The following is a 22,092-nucleotide window of genomic DNA, read 5'->3' as shown; positions in this document are numbered from 1 at the left end:
CGTGCGCGTCGCCCCCGGCAAGCCGCCGCCCGTGCTCGCTGCCGGTGCTCTCGCCTGGCGGGAGGGCACTGAGGGTATCGAGGTGATGCTCGTCCACCGCCCGCGCTACGACGACTGGTCCGTGCCCAAGGGGAAGCTCGACAAGGGCGAGACCTTTCCGGCGGCCGCCGTGCGCGAGGTGGCCGAGGAGACGGGGTACCGCGTGCGTCTGCACCGGCCGCTGCCCGCATCGGTGTACCTGTTGCCCGACGGCCGCACCAAGATCGTGCAGTACTGGACGGGGACGGTGCGGGCGAAGACCGCGCCCGGGCCGCTGGACCCCGGTGAGATCGACGAGGTGCGGTGGGTAGGGCTCGACGAGGCGGAGTCCCTGGTCACCCGCCAGGGCGACCAGGTCTCCCTGGTGGCGCTGCGTCGCTATCTCGATGCCGAGGAGCTGGTCACCGTGCCGATCATCGTCCAGCGCCACGGGGCCGCCGTGTCCCGGGCGAAGTGGCGCAAGGGCGAGAAGTCCCGGCCGCTGAACTCCAAGGGACGCAAGCAGGCGCAGGCCCTGCCGCCGCTGATCGACGCATTCGACCCCGACAGCGTGCTGAGCAGCCCGTGGCAGCGATGTCTGCGCACCGTCGAGCCCGTGGCCCGCATCGAGGGGCTGACGATCCGTACCAAGGATGAGCTGACCGAGGCCGGCCATGAGGCTCATCCCTCTCGGACCGCCGCGGTGATGGCCAGGGTGCTGCACGAGGCGCGCGGCACGGTGGTGTGCACGCACCGGCCCGTCCTGCCGACGGTGATCCAGAGCGTGCGGGACGTCGCCCGGCCCGGCGCCGCTCTCGAGCTGCCGCGCGAGAATCCGTTCCTGGCCGCCGGCGAGGCCCTGATGCTGCATACGACACCGCAGGGTTCCGTGGTCGCGATCGAGCGGCATCTTCCCAACATCGGCTGAGCCCGGGCGCGGGCGGACGCCACCCGGAGGTCCTCGCGGCGACGCTGCGAGGACGAGGAGAAGGAGAAGGGCATGAGCATGGATCAGGGACCGGGGCACTCCGGGTATTCCTGGGGCTCGCCATCCGCGGGCGACCCGTATGCGGGCTCGCCATCAGCGGGCGACCCCTATGCGGGCACGCCGTATGCGGGCTCGCCGTCAGCGGGCGACCCGTATGCCACGGACCCGCCGGCCGGCGAGGGGTTCGGATCGTCGGTCCTGGCTCAGGGGTCCGGAGCGCCGGCAGGGCACGCCTCGTACTCCGCCGGAGTTCCCGTGCCCGGGCCGCCCGGTCCGTACGTGCAGCTGCCCCCGAGCTCGAGCCACGCCATCACGGGCTTCATCCTGGGACTGGCGGGTCTGGTCATGTGTGCAGGTCTCACCGCCCCGGTGGGCATCGTCTTCTCGGCCCTGGGCATGCGCGCCACGTCACCGGAGGCGGACCCGCCGCGCAGCGGCCGGGGCCTTGCGATCGCCGGGCTCGTGACCTCCCTGATCGGCATGATCCCGTTCCTGCTCATGGTCCTCTACATCGGGGCCATCATCGTCTTCGCCATCGTGGAGGCAACGTGAGCGTCGTCGCAGCGAAAGCGCTCACGAGCCTCGCGCGCAGCCCCGTGATAACTTCGTAACCAGAACTGTGACCCGATCGTATCTACGAACTGACCTGCGCGTTCATGCATCCCGGAGGGTTGTTCACCCGCTGTTCACACGAGAGCGGGTGCCGTGTCATCTGCGCTCCCTAGCGTCACCGGCGAAAGACGTCTCCGCAGTAATCACCCCGGGCCCTCGGCCCCGAAAGGACTCGAAGTGAACGTTCGCAAGAACAAGCTCGTCTCACTCGCCGCGCTCGGCCTGGCCGGCGGGCTCGCGCTCTCTGCCTGCGGTGGGGGCAGCGGGGAGACCGACGGTGGCGACGGCGGCAACGGCGGCGGTTCGGCGTCCGACGGCGGCGGCGCCGCCGGCGTCGACTACGCCAGCCTCACCGGGAACCTCGCCGGCTCGGGTGCCTCTTCGGCCCAGGCCGCCCAGACCGCGTGGACCGAGTCCTTCATGGGCATGGTCCAGGCCGAGGGTGGCGACATCCAGGTCACCTACGACGCCACCGGCTCGGGAACCGGTCGCGAGCAGTTTCTCTCCGGCCAGGTGAAGTTCGCCGGCACCGACGCCGCCCTGGACGAGGAGGAGCTCGCCTCCTCCACCGAGGTGTGCAACGGTGAGCAGGCCTTCGACCTCCCGGTCTACATCTCCCCGATCGCCGTGGTGTTCAACCTCGAGGGTGTCGACAACCTCAACCTCACCCCGGAGGCCCTCGCCGGCATCTTCGCGGGCGACATCACCACGTGGAACGACCCGGCCATCGCCGACGAGAACCCGGATGTCGATCTGCCCGACCAGGATATCGTGCCGGTCCACCGTTCGGACGATTCCGGGACCACCGAGAACTTCACCGACTACCTCTCCCAGGTCGCGTCCGACGCGTGGACGCACGGCCCGATCGAGACCTGGCCCATCGAAGGCGGCCAGTCCGGTGACGGCACCTCGGGTCTGATCTCCACCGTCGAGGGCGGCAACGGCACCATCGGGTATGCCGATGCCTCGCAGGCCGGCAACCTCGGCGTGGCCAGCATCCAGGTCGGCGAGGAGTTCGTGGACTACACTCCCGAGGCCGCCGCCAAGGCCGTCGAGGTCTCCCCGCGCGCCGAGGGCCGCGAGGAGAACGACATCGTCATGGAGCTGGACCGCACCACCACCGAGGAGGGCGTCTACCCGATCGTCCTGGTCTCCTACCTGGCGCTGTGCGGTTCCTACGGGGATCGGGCGACGGCCGACGCCGTCAAGGCCTACGCTTCCTACATCGTCTCCGAGGACGGCCAGCAGACGGCTGCCGAGAACGCCGGCTCCGCTCCGCTGACCCCCGCCCTCTCCGAGGATGCGCAGGCTTCCATCGACGGCATCACCGCGGGCTGAGAATCCTGCCAGATGCACACTGCCGTGCCGCCGGGTCCTTCGTGACCCGGCGGCATCGGCGCGTCACCGCCCCTGTCCCTGTCCCGTGAGCTCTGAGGAAGGCACCTGTTGAGCACCACCGACGTCGAGCCAGACACGCCGGAGGCCCCTCCGGCCTCCCTCAGGAGCAGCAATCGCCGCTTCGGGGACTCCCTCTTCTCCTATCTGAGCATCGGCTCGGGCGTCCTCATCTTCCTGACCCTCGCCGCGGTGGCCATCTTCCTCGGCAGCGAATCGGTGCCGGCCATCCGCGTCAGCACCGAGGTCGTCGGCGAGGCCGAGGGGGAGTTCTCGCTGGTCTCCTACACGCTGCCGTACATCTTCGGCACCGTGCTGGCCGCGGCCATGGCACTGGCCATGGCGATCCCCGTCGCCATGGGCATCGCGCTGTTCATCTCGCACTACGCGCCGCGCAAGATGGCCTCCGGTCTCGGCTACATGATCGATCTGCTGGCCGCCGTGCCCTCCGTGGTCTACGGACTGTGGGGCGGTATCTGGCTGGTCCCCAAGCTCGAGCCGCTGTACAAGCTCCTCAACAGCACGCTGGGCAGCTGGCCCGTCTGGCCCGAGTTCATCCCCTGGGTCGGAGGGGACCCGGTGATCGCTCTGTTCGCCGGGGATCCGACGGCCCCCATGAACAACCTCGCCTCCGCCTCGGTGGTGCTGGCCGTGATGGTGCTGCCGATCATCACCGCAGTCGCCCGCGAGGTGTTCCTGCAGACGCCGCGCCTCCAGGAGGAGGCGGCTCTGGCGCTCGGGGCGACCCGCTGGGAGACCGTGCGCACCGTGGTGCTGCCCTTCGGTCGCAGCGGCGTGGTCGCCGCCTCCATGCTCGGGCTCGGCCGCGCGCTGGGAGAGACCATGGCCGTGCTGATGATCCTGGCGCCCGGGGCCACCTTCTCCTTCCACATCCTCGAGGTGGGCAGGCACCAGACCATCGCCGCGAACATCGCCTCCCGGCAGGCCGAGGCGTCCGGCGTCGACATGTCCCTGCTGATCTTCGTGGGCCTGGTGCTGTTCGTGCTGACGTTCATCATCAACGCCCTCGCCCGCTGGATCGTCGCGCGCAGCGGCGTGCAGAGCTGAGGTCCTCATGAGCTCCACAACCACCACCGAGAACACCTCCGTCCGACGTCGCCACGACGAGCGCCGGCTGCCCTGGTACCACCTGCTCCTGACCGGCCTGGCCGGCCTGCTGGTGGCCATCGCCGTCCTGGCGATCTTCGACGGCCTCTCCATCGCCTCGGCGATCGTGCTGGGCTTCCTCCTCCATCTCGTCTTCGGCTACACCTACTCCCGTATCCGGGAAGGTCGCCGCTGGGCGATGGACCGGCTGATGATGCTGACCGTGATCGGCGCCTTCGCGGTCTCGATGTTCCCCCTGCTCTCGCTGCTGTGGGAGGTGGTCGGCCGCGGCCTGGTCCGTGCGGTCGAAGCCGCACCCACTCCCTTCTCCTTCTGGACCGATTCCATGTCCGGCGTGATCGGCGGCGCCGACGCAGGCGGTGTGCTCCATGCGGCGGTCGGCACACTGCTGATCACCCTGTGGGCCTCGATCATCTCCATCCCGATCGGCCTGTTCACGGCCATCTTCCTGGTCGAGTACGCGGACGTGGGCTGGCGCAGGGTCCTGGGGCAGGGGGTGACGTTCCTCGTCGACGTGATGACCGGTATCCCCTCGATCGTCGCCGGTCTGTTCGGCTTGGCGCTGTTCATCGCCTTCATGCCGGACGACAGCGTGCGCATGGGCATCATGGGCGCCGTGGCACTGTCGCTGCTGATGATCCCCACCGTGGTGCGCTCGAGCGAAGAGATGCTGCGGCTGGTCCCGATGGACCTGCGCGAGGCCTCCTACGCCCTGGGCGTGCCGAAGTGGCTGACCATCGTCAAGGTCGTGCTGCGTACGGCCATCGCGGGCCTGACCACCGGCGTCACCCTCGCCATCGCCCGCGTCATCGGCGAGACCGCGCCTCTGCTGCTGACGGTCGGCATGGTGACGGGCGTGAACTGGAACATGTTCGACGGACGCATGGCGACCCTGCCGACGTTCATCAACCAGCAGTACCGCGCGGGCAGTGCGAACTGCATGAACGATACGGTGAGGAATCCGATCACCGATGAGGTCTACAACTGCTCGATCACGACGAACATCGACCGTGCGTGGGCGGCGGCCTTCACCCTCATCCTCATCGTGATGGTGCTCAACATCGTCGCCCGCCTGGTCAGCTACTACTTCTCCCCGAAGCTCAGCCGCTGAGCCGAAGCCCCCGCGAAAGGACCCTGATGGCAGCCCCTCAGCCCATCAACGTCGAGGATCTCGACATCTATTACGGCGACTTCCTGGCCGTGGAAGGCGTGGACGTCCAGATCCGGCCCCGCTCGGTGACGGCCCTGATCGGCCCCTCCGGCTGCGGCAAGTCGACGTTCCTGCGCACCCTGAACCGTATGCACGAGGTCATCCCCGGTGCCTACGCCAAGGGCAAGGTCGAGATCAACGGCGAGGACATCTACGACCCGAGGATCGACCCGGTCAACGTGCGGCGCCGCGTCGGCATGGTGTTCCAGAAGGCGAACCCCTTCCCGACCATGTCGATCCGCGACAACGTGCTGGCGGGCGTGAAGCTCAACAACCGTCGCATGTCGAAGAACGCCGCTGACGAGCTGGCCGAGCAGGCACTGCGGGGCGCCAACCTCTGGGAAGAGGTCAAGGACCGTCTGGACCGGCCCGGCATGGGTCTCTCCGGCGGCCAGCAGCAGCGCCTGTGCATCGCCCGCACCATCGCCGTCCGCCCCGAGGTCGTCCTCATGGACGAGCCCTGCTCAGCCCTGGACCCGATCTCGACGCTCGCGATCGAGGACCTGATCCACGAGCTGAAGCAGGAGTACACGATCGTGATCGTGACGCACAACATGCAGCAGGCCTCGCGCGTCTCCGATCGCACCGGCTTCTTCAACATCGCGGGCACCGGCAAGCCCGGCCACCTGATCGAGGTCGACGACACCGAGAAGATGTTCACCAACCCCTCGAACAAGGAGACGGAGGACTACATCTCCGGCCGCTTCGGCTGAGAGCCGTCCTCCACCCACAGTCTGACGTCGGCCCCGGGAGATCGATCCCGGGGCCGATGCGCGTCCACGGGCGGGCCGACGATCCTGGGCGCATGAACACCGCACCGAACCCTCATCCCGCGGCGGCTCCGGCCCGCTACCCGGCACCGGCCCAGCATGCGGGCCCGCCTCATGCCGCCGCCGCTCAGAACGGGGCTCCCGCTCAGGCCGTCCCGATGCGCCCGGCCCCGGTGCTCTCCGCCCGGCGCCTGATCATGACCTACGGTGCCGCCGGGGCCGCGACCCATGCTCTGGACGGAGTGGACCTCGATATCGGTCGCGCCGACTCGCTGGCCGTGATGGGCCCTTCGGGCTGCGGCAAGACCACGCTGCTGCACATCCTGGCGGGGATCCTGCGGCCGACGTCCGGCAGCGTCGAGCACGACGGCACCGATCTCGCCGCCCTCGGTGACCGCAAGCGGACCCGTCTGCGCCGCGACGACTTCGGCTTCGTCTTCCAGGACGGCCAGCTGCTGCCGGAGCTGACCGCGCTGGAGAACGTGATCCTGCCGCGCATGCTGGCGGGCACCTCCCGCCGCGCCGCGACCGCTGAGGCCGCCTCCTGGCTGGACCGCCTCGGGCTGCAGGGCATGCACGACCGTCGTCCCACCCAGCTCTCCGGCGGCCAGGCCCAGCGCGTCGCGATCGCCCGCGCCCTGGCCGGAGGTCCCTCGGTCGTCTTCGCCGACGAGCCCACCGGCGCCCTCGACCAGGCCACCGGCCAGGCGGTGCTGAACATCCTGGTGGAGTCCTGCCGCGATTCCGGCGCCAGCCTGGTGATGGTCACCCACGACTCCTCGGTCGCCGCCGCCTGCCGCCGCACCGTGACCATGCGCGACGGGCGCATCGCCCAGGAGTTCTTCCGCCCGGAGACCGCCGAGCCATCCACTGACCACGGTGCCGGCCAGTACGCAGCCTCGGGCCCCGGTCAGGCGGTGTCCCGATGAGGGCGCTGCTCGCGACCGCCCCGCTCCTGCTGCGCCGGCGCGGCGCCCTCGCGGACATCCTGCCGGTCATCGCGTTCACCGCCTCCACCGCCATCACGGCGACCGTCATCGGGGGCGCAGCGGCCTTCGTCGGCCGTATGCCCTCCGGAGCCGGGCCGGGAACCGGCGGCGAGGCGGAGATCATGGGCGCGCTCGTGATCTGCGCGATGATCGCTTCCGTGCTCCTGGTGCCCAGTGCCATCGGCCTGGGCGGATCCGCCGCCCGGCTCTCCCTCGCCCGGCGCGAGCGCGACCTGGCCACCATGCGCCTGGTCGGCGGGACCAGTGGCCAGGTGGGCTCCGTGGCGGTGCTCGACGTCGCCGCTCAGGCACTGCTCGGCGGCGTTCTCGGCATCGGCGTCCACGTCGCCGTCACCCCGGCGCTGACCCGGCTGGACTTCGGGATCACCCCGTTCACGACGGCGGACCTGCTGATGCCGTGGTGGGCCTACCCGCTGCTGGTGCTCGGCCTCGTCCTGCTCGCCGTCGGTTCGGCCGCCGTGTCCCTGACGGGCGTGGTGCTCAGCCCGCTGGGCGTCGCCCGGGATTCGCGCGTGGTGCGCATGTCCGTGATCCGCGTGATCCTCTGGGCGGCTCTGATCGTGGGCTTCTTCGCCTTCATGCAGATCGGTCCGGCCCTCCTGGGCCAGTCCGGCAGCATCGGGGCCGCGCTGGCGATCATGGTCCTGTTCATCGGAGCGATCGTCGCCGGTGTGAACGTGGTGGGCCCGTTCATCGTCTGGATCGCCGCGCTGGCACTGGCGAGGCTCGCCCCCACACCGTCGCTGCTGGTGGGTGCTCGCCGCCTGGCTGCAGATCCCAGGGCCGGCTGGCGCGCCGTCTCAGGCATCACCTTCGCTCTGGTCATCGCCGGGTTCCTGACCGTGCTCTCGCTGCTGTCGCAGACCGCGAGCCCGGAGGAGCAGATGCTGATGACGGCCATGTTCACCGGCGGTATCCTCACCCTCGGCATCGCCGCGGTGCTCGCAGCCGTGAGCACGGGAGTGACCCAGACCGCTCGGGTCATCGACCAGGCGCCCACGCTGCGCGCCCAGCACATCGCCGGCGCGGAGGTCGGCCAGCTGCACCGGGCCCGGATCGCGGAGATCTCGGTGCCCGTGGCGCTGAGCTCGATCCTCGCCACCGGCACCGCGCTGATGGTCGTCTCGGCCGTCTTCGGCGGCGCCCCGAACAACCCGATGGGCGCGGTCCAGTACGTGCTGTGCGTGCTGGGAGCCTATGCGCTGGTCATCGCCGCCGTGCTCGTCGCCTCGCCGCTGGTCAGGCGCTACGCGCTGCGGGCGGTCTGAGGGCCGGGCCGGCCGTCCCGCCGCGGCGGGGGAGCGGCTACTACGCTGGAGGCCATGAACTCCGACTCCGTCGCCCCCGCCGCCGTCCCTGAGAACGCGCACCTGATCGACGTGCGCGAGCAGTCCGAATGGGATGCGGGCCATGCCCCGAACGCACAGCACCTGCCCGCCAGCTCCCTGCTGGAGAACCTCGACAAGATCCCGGAGGACGACTCCGAGCTGTACATCGTCTGCCGCAGCGGCGGCCGCAGCGCTCAGGTCACGCAGTGGCTGAACACCAACGGCTTCGAGGCGATCAACGTCGCCGGCGGCATGGACATGTGGTTCGAATCCGGCCTGCCCATGGAGTCCGAGGGCGACAGTGAGCCCTACGTCCTCTGAGCGCCCCGCTCAGGAAGGGTCACCCGCTCAGGTGGGGATGACGCTCTGGAGCAGGGCGTAGCCCACGAAGGCGAAGACGTCGAGCAGGGTGTGTGCGATCACCAGGGGCATGGTGCGCCGTGTGCGCCGGTAGAACTCCCCGAAGACCAGGCCCATCGCGAGGTTCGCGAGCCCCGGGCCGATGCCCTGGTAGGTGTGGTACGCACCGCGCACCAGGGCCGAGACCACGATGGTCCGCCTCGATGACCAGCCCAGTCGCTCGAGGCGATCGAAGAGATAGCCGACCATGATCACCTCTTCGAGCACGGCGTTCTTGACCGCGTGCAGCACCAGCACGGGCACTGTCCACCAGTGGGTGTCCAAGGCGGCGGGGATGACCTCGACGGTCGCCCCGAGGGCTCGGCCCACGTAGTAGATGACCAAACCCGGCAGGCCGATGCCTGCGGTCAGCGCCACGCCCCATGCCAGGTCCCGGCTCCATCGGCCCAGGTCCATGCCCAGCTCCCGCAGCGCCCGGGAGAAGGTCCCGGCGCTCAGGGTCAGCAGCAGCACCACCAGTGCGACCGGCATCAGATCGAAGAGGATCGAGAGCAGCTGGTAGAGCAGATCGACCCATGGGTTCTCCCGCAACGAGGGATTCAGCGCGGTGGACTGATCGGCCAGGGGACCGGCCGCGAGTGCCTGGGCGAGGGCGAGCAGCGAGTACACCGCGCTCTGGCCGAGGGACAGGGCGAGGACGATCAGCACCTCTGCCCGCAGCCAGCGGGTGTTTCCGACCATGGTGTGCACAGGGCACATGCTCCCACCACGGGGCGCGAGAAATGGGGCGCAAGGCGCGGGGCGCGGGACGCGGACACAGCGCACGATCGACGGGAACGCCGCCGTGGCAGACTCGGAATCATGACGACGACTACTGCGAATCCCGACTCCACCAGCGCGTCCCGCCCCACCGTCCTGATCACGGGCGCCTCCCGCGGCATCGGCCGGGCCGTCGCCGAGGAGCTCGCTGCCGACCACCACCTGGTCCTGGGAGGCCGCTCCCTCCGCGACCTCGAGGAGCTCGCCGCGACCTTCCCGTCCGCCGAGCCCTTCGCCGCCGACCTCACCGACTCCGCCGCCGCTGCCCGCGCCGCCGAGGCCCTCGACCTGCCCCACGGCCTGGCGGGTCTCGTCCATTGCGCCGGGATCCTGGTCCGGGGCCGCATCGAGGAGCTCACGGCCGAGGACTGGACCCGCTCCTTCACGGCCAATGTCACCGCGGTCGCCGACCTCACGCGCCTGCTGCTGCCCGCGCTGCGCACCGCCCGGGGAACGGTGGTCGCGATCAACTCCGGATCGGGGTACAACTCCGGCCCGGGCGGCAGCGCGTACGCGGCCTCGAAGTTCGCGCTGCGCGCGGTCACCGACGCCCTGCGCGCCGAGGAGCGCGAGCACGGCGTCCGGGTCAGCTCCGTCCACCCCGGGCGCACCGCTACGGACATGCAGCGTCAGCTGCGCAGCGACGAGGGCGGTGAGTACCGCGAAGAGGACTACATGCGGCCCGAGACCGTCGCGGCCACCGTCGCCCTGGCGCTGCGGCTGCCAGCCGACGCCAACATCGACGAGCTGTCCGTGCGCCCCCGCTGAGGACAGCAGTTGCCGCTCGGTCGATCGCGGAAGGATCGTGCGGTGCCGGTCCGGACGCCGAACCGCTCAGGCGTTCAGCCGGCCCGGCCCGGACACGGTCGGGTCACCGGCGATGCGGTAGCGCCACGGATACAGGCCCGGATCCGAGGCCTCCTCGCGCAGCCCGATCCGTGGTCCCGCCGCGAGCCGGGGATGGGGCATGAAAGGTTCTTCGCCCGGATGCTCGCCGTCGGCCCGGTCCGCCGGATCCACCCGCCCCAACAGGTGCACGCCGCTGCCGGGATCGCACAGGTCCAGCCCGTCGTCGGCGAAGGTGATCCCGCAGGCCACGGTGGCGCGGCCCGGCCCGCGGGCGAGGTCCCGGTCGCTGCGGCACACGCCGGTGGCACGGCGGCGGCGATACGCCTCCTCGACGCCGTCGACCACCTGGCCGGCGCGGATCAGGCACCCGGTCCCGGTGCCCTCGGCGTCGGCGACCACGTTCATGCACGAGTGCAGCCCCATGTGCCGGTACACGTACAGGTGCCCGGGCGGGCCGAACATGGTGGCATTGCGTGCGGTCCGGCCGCGGAAGGCATGGGAGCCGGGATCCTCCGCGCCGACGTAGGCCTCGACCTCGGTGATGCGCAGGGCGGTCCCGCGGCCGACGAGGACGCAGCCCAGCAGCAGCGGCGCCAGCTCCAGCACCGGCCGGTCGAAGAAGGAGCGGGGCAGAGGCGCCGGCGGACGCGTGGCGGTCACTTCATGAGCCGTTTGACGGCGCCCATGATCTCGTCCATCTTGCGATCCAGCTCCTCGGTGTCCCCGGAGTCGGCCGCGTCGTGGACGCAGTGGTGGATGTGGTCATCGACCAGACCGAGGGCGACCGACTGCAGGGCCTTGGTCACCGCGGAGACCTGGGTCAGTACGTCGATGCAGTAGGTGTCGTCCTCGACCATGCGGTGCAGTCCGCGCACCTGACCCTCGATGAGCTTGAGCCGGCGCAGGTAGGGCGCCTTGTTGCCGTGGTACCCGGGGTCGCCGTGGGTGCCGTGGTCGCCGGGCTCGGGGGAGGGGACCGCAGCGGCGTCGACGTCGGTGGCGTCAGCCTCGTCGGCGCCTGTCGTCTCCATCGGGGTGTCGTCGGGTGTCATCGCGGCTGCCTCTCGGGCTCGGTGCCGGTGCCGCCATGGTCCTCGAGGTGGTCCACCAGCGAGGCGGCGTAGCCGGTGTAGGTGTGCGGAGACAGTGCCAGCAGGCGGTCGCGCTCGGCCTCGGGCAGGCCCAGGGTGCCGATGAACTCGCGCATCCCCGCGCCGTCCACGCGGTGGCCGCGGGTGAGATCCTTCAGCCGCTCGTAGGGGTTGTCCATGCCGGTGGTCCCCTGGACGCCGAGGGTGCGCATCACCGACTGCACGGCCTCCCCGAGCACCTCCCAGTTGTCCTCGAGGTCGACCGCCATCGCGTCGGCGTCCACATCCAGTCCGGCCAGGCCGCGGCGCAGGTTCGAGATCGCCAGCAAGGAGTGCCCCAGCGCCGGGCCCACGTTGCGCTGGGTGGTGGAGTCGGTGAGGTCGCGCTGCAGGCGCGAGGTCACCAGCGTCTGGGACAGCGAGTCCAGCAGGGCGCCGGAGATCTCGAGGTTCGCCTCGGCGTTCTCGAACCGGATCGGGTTGACCTTGTGCGGCATCGTGGAGGAGCCGGTGCCGCCCTGGGCCGAGAGCCGCTGGCGGAAGTAGCCCAGCGAGATGTAGGTCCAGATGTCGGTGGCGAGGTTGTGCAGGATCCGTCCGGCGCGGGCGATGTCCGCGTACAGCTCGGCCTGCCAGTCGTGGGATTCGATCTGCGTGGTCAGCGGGTTCCACGTCAGCCCCAGGTGCTCGACGAAGCTGCGGGAGACCTGCTCCCAGTCGGCCGACGGCACGGCGGTGGCGTGGGCGGCATAGGTGCCGGTGGCGCCGTTGATCTTGCCCAGGATCTCGTCGCCCTCGATCCGGCGGGCCTGGCGTTCCAGCCGGTGGGCGAACACCGCGATCTCCTTGCCCAGCGTGGTGGGGGTCGCGGGCTGGCCGTGGGTGCGCGAGAGCATCGCCACCTCGGCGGTCGACCGCGCCAGCTCGGCGAGATCGCCGATGACCCCGCGCAGCGCCGGCAGCCACACCTCGCGCACGGCGCCCTGGATCATCAGCGCGTAGGAGAGGTTGTTGACGTCCTCGCTGGTGCAGTAGATGTGCACCACCTCGGCGAGCGGCTCGAGGCTGGTGCCGGTCAGGCGGCGCTTGATGTAGTACTCGATCGCCTTGACGTCGTGGACCGTCTCGCGCTCGATCTCGGCGTGCTCGGCGATGCCCTCGGCACCGAAGTCCTCGGGGATGGCACGCAGCAGGGCGCGCTCGTCCTCGTCGAGGGAGCGCAGGCCGGGGATGACCCCGCCGTCCAGCAGGTGGATCATCCACTCGGTCTCGACCACCAGGCGGGCACGGTTCAGTGCGGCCTCGGAGAGGTGATCGACCAGGGGCGCGGCCTGGGCGCGGTAGCGGCCGTCGAGAGGGGTCAGGGCGATCGGCGGCGTGATGTCCGCGAAAGAGTGAGCCATGGGGTCATTCTCCCAGAGTCCGCGCGCACGGCTGCGGGATGTCTCGGCCACGGGAGCGCCTCGGCGAACGGGCGCCGGCGGGGCGGCCCCGGTGGTCAGTCACGCACCTCGTAGCGGCGGTCGTCCCGCTCGCCGAGTCCGGTGACCCCCTCGACGATGGCGGAGAGGATCCCGATGATCACGCCGGCCAGCAGGGCCCACCAGAAGGTGTCGAACGTGAGCGTGAGCCCGAGCAGTCCCGAGACCCAGCTCGCCAGCAGCAGCATCAGCGTGTTGATGACCAGCTGGAACAGACCCAGGGTCACGCAGGTGATGGGGAAGGCCAGGAACGAGAGGATCGGGCGCACGATCAGGTTCAGCAGCGCCACGATCAGCGCGATCGCGCCGATGGTGAGAATCTGCGTCAGCACCGTGGCGCTGTCGTCGCCCAGATGCATGCCGGGCAGGATCAGCGCCGTGACCCACAGCGCGAGGCCGGTGACGATGATGTGTCCGAGGAATCGCATGGGCCCCATTGTCCTCGCCCCGGCTGGGAACGCATCGGGGATATCCCTATTCCTACGGTGCCTCGGTTGCGACGTCGAACCGCACCTCGTCAGCGCAGATCGAGGTGATCGTGACCGTCCAGTCCTCGATCGCGTGGGCGTCCCCGACACTGCCGTCGAACTGCTCGGGGGCGGCGGAGGACGGGCCGGTGGCGGAGAGATAGAGGCGCGCCGAGGGTCCGTCCGAGGCGGCGTACCCCAGGGCGACCCTCAGCTCGGCGCCGTCCACTTCCGGGATTCCTCGAAGCTGCGCTCGACCGAGGAGTCGACGGTGTAGTCGCCCTCCGTCGTGCAGGCGTCACCGAACTCCTCGTCGTCCCCCTCGACGTGCACGCCGGTGGGACCGGAGCCCTCGTTCGGTGTCGGGGCCGGCGAGGTCTCCACAGGGCTGTCGTGCTCGAGGAGGGAGCAGCCGCTCAGGAGCGAAGCGGTGATCATCACGACGGCGGAGGTCAGGACTCGGCGATCACCCATCAATGCCTCCCGGCAGCAATCGAACGTCGACCCCGTGCTGGGCATCGATAGTGAGCATCTGGAAATCCCAGGATCGGCACTGTGCACTAATTCTCGCCGAACGCCCTTCCCGGCGCGATGGGGAGAGGTCCCCATGGGCTGCGGCCCGCCGAGGTCGGCTGACGTCTGGGGTGCTCGACAGGGCCCCGGAGCCGGGCGCGGACGTCACGGAACAGGCCGCCCGTTCGTCCTACCCTGAACGCATGTCCGCACCTCCCGACCCCGGCCGGTACCCCGAGCCCCCAGAGACCGTCCGCCTGCGCCCCGCGCTCGAGGCACTGCCCGCCTACGTCGCGGGCAAGCCCGCCGGAGACGACGGCCGGCGCCGCTTCAAGGCGTCCTCGAACGAGTCGCCCTTCCCGCCGCTGCCGGCCGTGCGGGACGCGGTCGTCGCCGCGATGGACGAGGCCAACCGGTACCCGGACATGGCCGCCTATGCACTGCGCGAGGCGCTCGGCGCCAAGCACGGCGTGGACCCGTCCCAGATCGCGCTGTCGACCGGCTCGGTGGCCGTCAGCGGCGACCTGGTGCGCGCCCTGGTGGGCGAGGGCGACGAGGTCGTCTACGCCTGGCGCTCCTTCGAGGCCTACCCGATCCTGGTCGGCTCCCACGGCGGCACCCCCGTCCAAGTGCCGCTGACGGCAGAGCACGAGCACGACCTCGAGTCGATGGCCGCCGCCGTCACCGACCGCACCCGCCTGGTGATCCTGTGCACCCCGAACAACCCCACCGGCCCCTCGCTGTCGACCGAACAGATCGAGGGCTTCCTCGCCCGCGTGCCCGAGCATGTCGTTGTCGCGATCGACGAGGCCTACCGCGAGTTCCACGACCCGGCGACCGTGGCGGGAACGGCCGGGATCTTCCGCCGCCACGGCAACGTGGTGCTGCTGCGCACCTTCTCCAAGATGCAGGGCCTGGCGGGGCTGCGCATCGGCTATGCCGTGGCTCACCCGCGCCTGGCCCGTGCGCTGGGCCAGGTCACCGTCCCGTTCGGCGCGAGCGCCCCGGCGCAGGTGGCGGCCCTGGCGAGCCTGCAGCCGGGCGTGCAGGCGGAGCTGGATCAGCGCGCGGCCTGGATCCGCGAGGAGCGCTCCCGCCTCGTCGCGGCGCTCGCCGGGCAGGGCTGGCAGCTGCCGAGGTCGCAGGGCAACTTCGTCTACTTCCCGCTGGGGGAGGACAGCCCCGCATTCGCCGCCTTCGCCGAGGAGCGCGGGCTGGTGCTGCGCGGCTACGGCACCGACGGGGTGCGCGCCACGATCTCCGAGCAGGAGGCCAACGACCTGCTCATCGAGGTCGCCGGGCAGTGGCGGCAGCGCTGAGGACCACGACGGTCCCGGCCGCCAGATCGTGCGGCCCCCGGCCGCTGCCGCGCAGACTCATCACGGCGAAGACACCGATGACGGCATAGGTGAGCGCGGCGAGCACGATCGCATCGCCTGATCCGTGGCAAGCGGAGGCCACGGCTCGGGTGTGCAGTCCGGCCACGGGTAGTGTCTGAGCCGAGGAAGCACGAGCCTCGCGAGCAGGAAAGAACGGTGATCATGGGCGCCCGCGCCGTCGACAGCAGCACACTCGGCGGCCCCCGCGCCTACGTCGTCTGGGGTGCGGCCCTGGTCGCCTACGCGATCGCGGTCCTGCAGCGCACCACGATGGGTGTCTCCGGGCTGGAGGCGACCGAGCGCTTCGGCACCTCCGCCACCATCGTCTCCACCTTCGTCGTCCTCCAGCTGCTGGTCTACGCCCTCGCCCAGGTCCCGGCCGGGCTGCTGCTGGACCGCTACGGCTCCCGCGTCACCCTCACCGCCGGAGCGGTGCTGATGGCCACCGGGCAGCTCGTGATCGCCCAGACCGACACCGTCGCCCTCGCGATCCTCGCCCGCGTGGTGGTGGGGGCCGGCGACGCGCTGACCTTCTCCAGCGCCGTGCGCCTGGTGCCCGCCTGGTTCCCCGCGGGCCGCGTCCCGATCCTCACCCAGCTCACCGGCATCCTCGGCCAGGTCGGGCAGATCGCCTCCGCGGTACCCTTCGTGGCGGTGCTGACCGTCGCCGGCTGGAGCACGGCCTTCAGCGCCGCGGCCGGGGTCAGCGGCTGCGCGGCCCTGCTCGCCCTGCTCGTGGTGCGTGCGAGCCCGCCGGGCATCCCGCGCCCCCGCCAGAAGCAGAACCTCGCGCGGATCCCGCTGGTCATCGGCCGCATCATCCGCCACCCCGCCACGCAGCTCGGCTTCTGCACGCACTTCACCGCCGGGTTCACCGGCATCGCCTTCTCGATGATGTGGGGCTATCCGTACCTCACCGCCGGCGAGGGCCTCAGCCGGCCGGCGGCGTCCGCGGTGATGACGGTGCTGGTGGTCGTCTCCATCATCGGGGGACCGGTGATCGGAGCCCTGACCCAGCGCCACCCGCTGCGGCGCTCGTCCCTGGTGCTGCTGATCCTGGGCACGATCGCGGTACCGCTGACGGCCCTGGTGCTGTGGCCCGGTCCCGCCCCGATCTGGCTGCTGCTGGTGCTGGTGGCCGGCTTCTCCATCGGCGGGCCCGCCAGCTCCGTCGGCTTCGACTTCCCCCGCACCGATCTGGCCCGTCACCGCCTCGGCACCGCCACCGGGATGGTGATCATGGGCGGCTTCTCCGGCGGTCTGATCGCCATCCTGCTGATCGGCATGATCCTCGACCTGCTGCGGCCCGACGGGAACTACGACCTGGCGGCGTTCCGCATCGCCTTCGCCGTCCAGATCCCGATGCTCCTGGTGGGTACCGCGGGCATGCTCATCACCCGGCGCAATCTCCGGCGCCGGATGGCTGCCCGCGGCGAGGTGGTGCCGCCATGGCGGGAAGTGTGGCGCAACGGCCGCTGGCGCCGGCTGTGACCGCTTGCCGCGGCTGAGCGCCGTGCCGTAGCGTTCCCTCCGACACTTAATTTCAAGGAGGAAGTATGTCTTTCAGTCTCGGCATCGTCGGGATCGGACAGTTCGGCAAGCACTTCGCGGAACTGTTCGCGGCCCATCCCGAGATCGACGAGCTGTACGCCGTCGACGCGATCCCGGAGCGGATCGACGCCGTCGAAGCCCGCGGCGTGCACTTCGCCGGACGCTTCGAGACCTTCGAGGACCTGCTGGCCTCCGACGTCGACGCGGTCGCGATCTTCACCCAGCGCTGGACCCATGGCGAGCACGCCCTGGCCGCGCTGCGCGCCGGCAAGCATGTCTACTCGGCGGTGCCGATGGCGATCGCGGAGGACGAGATCCGCCAGATCACCGAGGAGGTCCGGCGCACGGGCCTGGTCTACATGATGGGGGAGACCAGCCAGTACAACTCGGCAGTGGTCCTCGCCCGGCGGCTGCATCGCAGCGGAGTCTTCGGCGAGGTGTTCTACGCCGAGGGCGACTACGTCCACGACATGGACCTGGGCTTCTACGACGCCTACAAGTACTCCGGCGGCGAGGGCTGGAAGGCCACCGCCTCCTACCCGCCCCTGCTGTACCCCACCCACTCCATCGGCGGCATCCTCGGCGTGCTCGAGAATCACGCGGTCTCGGTCTCGGCGATCGGCCGGCCCGACACCCGCGGCGACGGCGTCTTCGACAAGGACGTCTCGATGTTCGACAACGACGTCTCCAACGCCTTCGCGCTGTTCGAGATGGACAATGGCGGCGCCTTCCGCACCAACGAGCTGCGGCGCGTGGGCTACCCCTCGCACCTGCGCGAGTCGCGCTTCCGCTTCTTCGGCGAGGCCTCCTCGTTCGAGGAGACGATCGACGTCACCTACTGGCACGACAAGGAACGCGTGCTGGACGTGAGCGACGCGATCCGCACCGCGGCGACCATGAGCCTGGACGATCCCCGCCTGGCCGACGTCTCCCCGGCCCTGCGCGATGCCTTCGTCGCCGGATCCTCCCCGGCCCACCACCAGTCGCGGCTGCCCGAGCAGTTCCACGGCATGCCCAACGGGCACGAGGGCGCCCACCACTTCCTGGTCGACGACTTCGCGCGCGCCGTGGTCGACGGCATGCAGCCCGCCGTCAACGCCTGGCAGGCCGCCCGGTACACCCTGCCCGGCGTCATCGCTCACCAGTCGATGAACAACGGCGGCGAGCGCCTGCCGATCGCCGACCTCGGGGACTGCCCGCTGCCCGTGCAGGATCTGGACGCCGACCAGGAGCCGCTGGATGTCGCCGCCCTGGAGCGGCTGATCGAGAGCTGAGCGCGCACAATGGCTCCATGACGAGCACTCCGGCGGCCGGGCACTGGGACAGCGACGCTCTCGGCGTGCTGATGGCGCCGTTGACCGGCACCCAGCTGCCGGAGTGGATGGGCGAGGTGCTCGAGGCGGGCCTGGCCTCGGTGATCCTGTTCGGGCACAACACCCCGGACCCGGAGACCGCGGCCGCCCTGTCCCGGGCCATGCACGCCCGCTCGGCGGACTGCGTGGTGGCGATCGACGAGGAGGGCGGGGACGTCACCCGCCTCCAGGCGGCCACCGGCTCCTCGCTGCCGACGGCGTGGGCGCTCGGCGAGGTCGACGATCCGGAGCTGACCCGCCACGCCGGCAGCGCTCTGGGCGATATCCTGGCCGCCTGCGACATCGACCTCGATCTGGCACCGGTCCTGGACGTCTCCACCGACCCGGCCAACCCCGTCATCGGCACCCGGGCCTTCAGCGACGACCCGGACCGGGTCGCCGCCCACGCCCAGGCGTTCGCCGCAGGCCTGATCGAGTCCGGGCTCGGCACCTGCGCCAAGCACTTCCCCGGTCACGGCGCCACCGCCACGGACTCCCACACCGCCCTGCCCCTGATCGAGCTGGACCGCGAGGAGTTCACGCGCGATCATCTCGCGCCGTGGTCCATCGCGCCGTGGCTGGATGCCGTGATGACCGCGCACGTGCTGGTCCCCTCGCTCGGGGAAGGGCCCGCCTCGATCTCGTCCTGGTCGCGCCCCGAGCTGGACCGCGCCGTCAGCGGCACCTTCCACGGCCTCGTGATCACCGATGCCCTCGACATGGCCGCGGTGGCCGGCACCGTCGGCTACGGCGAGGCCGCGGTGCGCGCCATCGAGGCCGGGGCCGACCTGCTGTGCCTGGGCACCTCCATCCGGCGCGACGACCGGCACATGCTGCGCGAGGCGCACGACGCCCTGGTGGCGGCCGTCGCCGACGGGCGGCTGAGCCGCGAGAGCCTGCATGCGCGGGCCGAGGGCACCCGGGCGCAGTGCCGCCGTCTGCGCACCCGCCGCCGATTCGTCCCCGCTCCCGAACTGCCCGCTGCGCTCGCTCACGCCGACGCGCTGGGCTCCGACGCCGCCGCCCGCGCCGTCCGCGGCCGCCACGCCCACCTGGACCTGCGCCCAGTGCTGGTGGCGGACCTCCGTGCCCGCGCCGATCACGCCTCCGGGGCCCGGGCTCCGCAATTGATCCAGGCACTCGCCGAGCAGGGAGTGCAGGCCGCCGTGCCGGACTATCCGGGCCAGGATGCCCAGAGCCACCAGCTGACCTCGGCTCCGCAGGTCCTCGTACTGACCCGGCTGTCCCGCAGCGACCCTGACGAGGGGGCGCGCCTCAGCGCACTGCTGGCGCGCCGGCCCGACGCGATCGTGGTCCACACCGGTGTGCCCGACGCCGCTCCGGACCATCGCCGCCTGGTCCTCGCCCACGGCGCCGGCCGCACCATGATGCGCGCCGCCGTCGACCTCCTGCTGCGCGGGCGGTGAGCACGCGATCTCAACTCACCCCTGGGGCCGCGACATCCGCTGTGACCAGCGGATCTTTATTCCCTACGGCACCGTAGGTTACGCTCCCCGGCGTGAGTGTGTTCGCAACGACCATCCCCTCCGTCGCGGAGCAGGAGCCGATGATCCAGCTCCTCGCGCCCGACGGCACCCGCACCCCGCACGACGAGATGGACGCCGTGCTCGCCGGCCACGGCGGCTCGGCGGCAGGCGGTGCCGCATCCGGCGACGGGGACGACCTGGCCACCCCGGAGCGCCTGCGCGGCTACTACCGCGACATGGTGATGATCCGCGCCGCCGACCTCGAGGCCACCAGCCTCCAGCGCCAGGGCCAGCTCGGGCTGTGGGCCAGCGCCCTGGGCCAGGAGGCCGCCCAGATCGGCGCCGGCCACGCCTCTCGCGAGCAGGACTACTTGGTGCCGACCTACCGCGAGCACGGCATCGCCTGGGCCCGCGGCATCGAGCCGTGGCGCCTGCTGGAGCTCTACCGCGGCATCAGCCACGGCGGCTGGGACCCCAACGAGCTGCGCACCCACCCGTACATGATCGTCCTCGGCGCGCAGGCCCCCCACGCGGTCGGCTACGCCATGGGCCTGCAGCGCGACGGCGTCGTCGGCACCGGGGACACCGCGACCGACACCTCGGTGCTCGCCCTGTTCGGTGACGGCGCCTCCAGCGAGGGCGAGGTCGCCGAGTCCTTCACCTTCGCCGCCTCGTTCCAGGCCCCGGTCGTCTTCTACACCCAGAACAACCAGTGGGCCATCTCCGTGCCCGCCGCGGTGCAGTCCCGAGTGCCGCTGGCCCAGCGCTCCCGTGGCTGGGGCATCCCCTCGGTGCGGGTCGACGGCAATGACGTGCTCGCCGTGCTCGCCACCGTCCGCTCCGCGATGGACGCCGCCCGGGCAGGGGAGGGGCCGCGCTTCATCGAGGCCGTCACCTACCGCATGGCAGCCCACACCACCAGCGACGATGCCTCCCGGTACCGCCCCGCCTCCGAGGAGGAGGAGTGGGCAGCGAAGGACCCGATCCTGCGGCTGCGCCGTCACCTCGAGCAGCTCGGCGAGATCGACGAGGACTTCGTCGCCCGCTGCGACCAGGAGGCGCACGACCTCGCCATGCAGCTGCACCACCACATCCACGGCATGGAGGACCCGGACCCGGTGGGCATGTTCGACCACGCCTACGCCGAGCCCCACCCGATCGTCGACGCCGAGCGGGAGGCCTACCTCGAGTACATCTCCCAGTTCGAGGACGAGGGCGAGGACGGGGGTCCAGCAGGCGAGGGCGCGGATCAGACCGGAGGGGCGCACCGATGAGCAGCACGAACCTTCCGATCGCCAAGGCCATCACCGCCGGGCTGCGCGACGCCATGCGCGCCGACGAGCGGGTGATGATGATGGGCGAGGACATCGGCATCCTCGGCGGCGTCTTCCGCGTCACCGACGGGCTGCACGCCGAATTCGGCTCCCAGCGCGTGGTGGACACCCCGTTGGCCGAGGCCGGCATCGTCGGCACCGCCGTCGGCCTCGCCGTGCGCGGCTACCGACCGGTGCTCGAGATCCAGTTCGACGGGTTCGTCTACCCGGCGTTCAACCAGATCACCACGCAGGTCGCGAAGATGCACAACCGCACCCTGGGCCGGGTGAAGATGCCGATCGTCATCCGCATCCCCCACGGCGGCGGGATCGGCGCGGTCGAGCACCACTCCGAGAGCCCCGAGGCGCTGTTCGCCCCCACTGCCGGGCTGCGGATCCTGGCACCGGCGAACGCGCAGGACGCGTACTGGATGACCCGCCAGGCGATCGAGTGCGAGGACCCGGTGATCATGCTCGAGCCCAAGCGGCGCTACTGGGTCAAGGGCGACGTCGACCCCGACCATCGCCCCGAGCTGACCCCGTGGCAGGCCGCGGTGGTCCGCCCCGGGACCGACGCCACCCTGCTCGCCTGGGGACCGAGCATGCCGCTGGCCCTCGAGAGCGCCCAGGCCGCGGCCGAGGACGGGATCGAGCTCGAGGTGATCGACGCCCGGTTGCTGTCCCCGATCGACGTCCCCACCATCGCCGCCTCGGTCAAGCGCACCGGGCGGCTGCTGATCGTGCACGAGGCCCCCGTGCTCGGCGGCCTCGGCGGCGAGATCGCCGCCCGCATCAGCGAGGAGTGCTTCTACCACCTCGAGGCGCCCGTGCTGCGCGTGGGCGGCTACCACCTGCCCTATCCGCCGGCGCGCATGGAGCACGCCTTCCTGCCCGACCTCGACCGGGTGCTCGACGGCGTGGACCGTCTGCTCGAGCACTGACGGCAGCGCCCGTCGCCCGCGTGAAAGGAT

Annotated in this window: 23 protein-coding genes; 16 read left to right on the top strand and 7 right to left on the bottom strand. The window is 71.0% G+C overall.

The window, feature by feature from the left end; translation table 11 throughout:
• Position 1 precedes the first annotated feature (1 nt).
• The 9 genes from ACFQRD_RS08155 to ACFQRD_RS08115 all read left to right on the top strand — a co-directional run bounded on the left by ACFQRD_RS08155 (position 2) and on the right by ACFQRD_RS08115 (position 8,780).
• On the top strand, positions 2–946 hold the full coding sequence (locus tag ACFQRD_RS08155) for an NUDIX domain-containing protein (protein ID WP_377792949.1): 945 nt from the start codon (positions 2–4) through the stop codon (positions 944–946).
• 72 nt (positions 947–1,018) lie between these two features.
• Positions 1,019–1,558 (top strand): DUF4190 domain-containing protein, encoded by a 540-nt coding sequence (locus tag ACFQRD_RS08150; RefSeq protein ID WP_377803731.1) that lies wholly within the window; start codon positions 1,019–1,021, stop codon positions 1,556–1,558.
• Between the two features lie 237 nt (positions 1,559–1,795).
• On the top strand, positions 1,796–2,956 hold the full coding sequence (gene pstS / locus ACFQRD_RS08145; protein ID WP_377803730.1) for a phosphate ABC transporter substrate-binding protein PstS: 1,161 nt from the start codon (positions 1,796–1,798) through the stop codon (positions 2,954–2,956).
• 108 nt (positions 2,957–3,064) lie between these two features.
• A complete protein-coding gene (gene pstC, locus ACFQRD_RS08140) occupies positions 3,065–4,081 on the top strand; it encodes a phosphate ABC transporter permease subunit PstC (RefSeq protein WP_377792952.1) in 1,017 nt (338 codons plus the stop codon).
• 7 nt (positions 4,082–4,088) lie between these two features.
• Positions 4,089–5,252 carry a phosphate ABC transporter permease PstA gene (gene pstA, locus ACFQRD_RS08135; protein ID WP_377803729.1) on the top strand — a complete coding sequence of 388 codons (1,164 nt, stop codon included), beginning with the start codon at positions 4,089–4,091 and terminating at the stop codon, positions 5,250–5,252.
• Between the two features lie 26 nt (positions 5,253–5,278).
• Positions 5,279–6,064: a phosphate ABC transporter ATP-binding protein PstB gene (gene pstB / locus ACFQRD_RS08130; protein ID WP_377018287.1), complete on the top strand. Its 786-nt coding sequence runs from the start codon at positions 5,279–5,281 to the stop codon at positions 6,062–6,064.
• Between the two features lie 92 nt (positions 6,065–6,156).
• Positions 6,157–7,050, top strand: a complete 894-nt coding sequence (locus ACFQRD_RS08125) for an ABC transporter ATP-binding protein (RefSeq protein WP_377018286.1) — start codon at positions 6,157–6,159, stop codon at positions 7,048–7,050.
• Positions 7,047–8,399 carry an FtsX-like permease family protein gene (locus ACFQRD_RS08120; RefSeq protein WP_377018285.1) on the top strand — a complete coding sequence of 451 codons (1,353 nt, stop codon included), beginning with the start codon at positions 7,047–7,049 and terminating at the stop codon, positions 8,397–8,399. Before ACFQRD_RS08125 ends, ACFQRD_RS08120 begins: the two co-directional genes overlap by 4 nt.
• A gap of 54 nt (positions 8,400–8,453) precedes the next feature.
• Complete coding sequence (locus tag ACFQRD_RS08115; RefSeq protein WP_377018284.1) at positions 8,454–8,780, top strand: rhodanese-like domain-containing protein; 327 nt, start codon at positions 8,454–8,456, stop codon at positions 8,778–8,780.
• A gap of 27 nt (positions 8,781–8,807) precedes the next feature.
• Here ACFQRD_RS08115 and ACFQRD_RS08110 read toward each other — a convergent pair whose 3' ends face one another.
• The gene (locus ACFQRD_RS08110; protein ID WP_377018430.1) at positions 8,808–9,560 is read right to left on the bottom strand and encodes a CPBP family intramembrane glutamic endopeptidase; all 753 of its coding nucleotides are present in this window, start codon (positions 9,558–9,560) and stop codon (positions 8,808–8,810) included.
• A gap of 120 nt (positions 9,561–9,680) precedes the next feature.
• On the opposite strand from ACFQRD_RS08110, the gene ACFQRD_RS08105 reads away from it, so the two are divergent.
• Positions 9,681–10,406 (top strand): SDR family oxidoreductase, encoded by a 726-nt coding sequence (locus ACFQRD_RS08105; protein WP_377018283.1) that lies wholly within the window; start codon positions 9,681–9,683, stop codon positions 10,404–10,406.
• A gap of 66 nt (positions 10,407–10,472) precedes the next feature.
• Here ACFQRD_RS08105 and ACFQRD_RS08100 read toward each other — a convergent pair whose 3' ends face one another.
• The 6 genes from ACFQRD_RS08100 to ACFQRD_RS08075 form a co-directional block, all read right to left on the bottom strand.
• Positions 10,473–11,147: a DNA-3-methyladenine glycosylase gene (locus ACFQRD_RS08100; RefSeq protein WP_377018282.1), complete on the bottom strand. Its 675-nt coding sequence runs from the start codon at positions 11,145–11,147 to the stop codon at positions 10,473–10,475.
• Positions 11,144–11,539 carry a metal-sensitive transcriptional regulator gene (locus ACFQRD_RS08095; protein WP_377792959.1) on the bottom strand — a complete coding sequence of 132 codons (396 nt, stop codon included), beginning with the start codon at positions 11,537–11,539 and terminating at the stop codon, positions 11,144–11,146. Before ACFQRD_RS08095 ends, ACFQRD_RS08100 begins: the two co-directional genes overlap by 4 nt.
• Positions 11,536–12,981: an adenylosuccinate lyase gene (gene purB / locus ACFQRD_RS08090; protein ID WP_377803728.1), complete on the bottom strand. Its 1,446-nt coding sequence runs from the start codon at positions 12,979–12,981 to the stop codon at positions 11,536–11,538. The genes ACFQRD_RS08095 and purB overlap by 4 nt, the downstream gene beginning before the upstream one ends.
• Before the next feature lie 95 nt (positions 12,982–13,076).
• A complete protein-coding gene (locus ACFQRD_RS08085; protein WP_377018279.1) occupies positions 13,077–13,487 on the bottom strand; it encodes a phage holin family protein in 411 nt (136 codons plus the stop codon).
• A 52-nt stretch (positions 13,488–13,539) separates the two neighbouring features.
• Positions 13,540–13,755, bottom strand: a complete 216-nt coding sequence (locus ACFQRD_RS08080) for a hypothetical protein (protein WP_377803727.1) — start codon at positions 13,753–13,755, stop codon at positions 13,540–13,542.
• Complete coding sequence (locus ACFQRD_RS08075) at positions 13,737–14,000, bottom strand: hypothetical protein (protein ID WP_377803726.1); 264 nt, start codon at positions 13,998–14,000, stop codon at positions 13,737–13,739. Before ACFQRD_RS08075 ends, ACFQRD_RS08080 begins: the two co-directional genes overlap by 19 nt.
• 242 nt (positions 14,001–14,242) lie before the next feature.
• Between ACFQRD_RS08075 and ACFQRD_RS08070 the strand changes: the two genes are divergently transcribed.
• The 6 genes from ACFQRD_RS08070 to ACFQRD_RS08045 all read left to right on the top strand — a co-directional run bounded on the left by ACFQRD_RS08070 (position 14,243) and on the right by ACFQRD_RS08045 (position 22,062).
• Positions 14,243–15,358 carry a histidinol-phosphate transaminase gene (locus tag ACFQRD_RS08070; protein WP_377018277.1) on the top strand — a complete coding sequence of 372 codons (1,116 nt, stop codon included), beginning with the start codon at positions 14,243–14,245 and terminating at the stop codon, positions 15,356–15,358.
• Positions 15,359–15,580: 222 nt separating this feature from the next.
• Entirely contained in the window at positions 15,581–16,909 is a 1,329-nt protein-coding gene (locus ACFQRD_RS08065) for a nitrate/nitrite transporter (RefSeq protein ID WP_377018276.1), read from the top strand.
• Between the two features lie 65 nt (positions 16,910–16,974).
• On the top strand, positions 16,975–18,243 hold the full coding sequence (locus ACFQRD_RS08060) for a Gfo/Idh/MocA family protein (protein ID WP_377792965.1): 1,269 nt from the start codon (positions 16,975–16,977) through the stop codon (positions 18,241–18,243).
• Between the two features lie 17 nt (positions 18,244–18,260).
• Positions 18,261–19,748, top strand: a complete 1,488-nt coding sequence (locus ACFQRD_RS08055; RefSeq protein ID WP_377803725.1) for a glycoside hydrolase family 3 N-terminal domain-containing protein — start codon at positions 18,261–18,263, stop codon at positions 19,746–19,748.
• A gap of 92 nt (positions 19,749–19,840) precedes the next feature.
• Positions 19,841–21,082: a thiamine pyrophosphate-dependent enzyme gene (locus tag ACFQRD_RS08050; protein ID WP_377803724.1), complete on the top strand. Its 1,242-nt coding sequence runs from the start codon at positions 19,841–19,843 to the stop codon at positions 21,080–21,082.
• On the top strand, positions 21,079–22,062 hold the full coding sequence (locus ACFQRD_RS08045) for an alpha-ketoacid dehydrogenase subunit beta (RefSeq protein ID WP_377803723.1): 984 nt from the start codon (positions 21,079–21,081) through the stop codon (positions 22,060–22,062). Before ACFQRD_RS08050 ends, ACFQRD_RS08045 begins: the two co-directional genes overlap by 4 nt.
• Positions 22,063–22,092: the final 30 nt, after the last annotated feature.

The sequence above is a fragment of the Brachybacterium sp. GCM10030268 genome (assembly GCF_042666305.1).
Classification (GTDB): domain Bacteria; phylum Actinomycetota; class Actinomycetes; order Actinomycetales; family Dermabacteraceae; genus Brachybacterium.
This window is presented reverse-complemented; position numbering and strand designations above follow the sequence as displayed.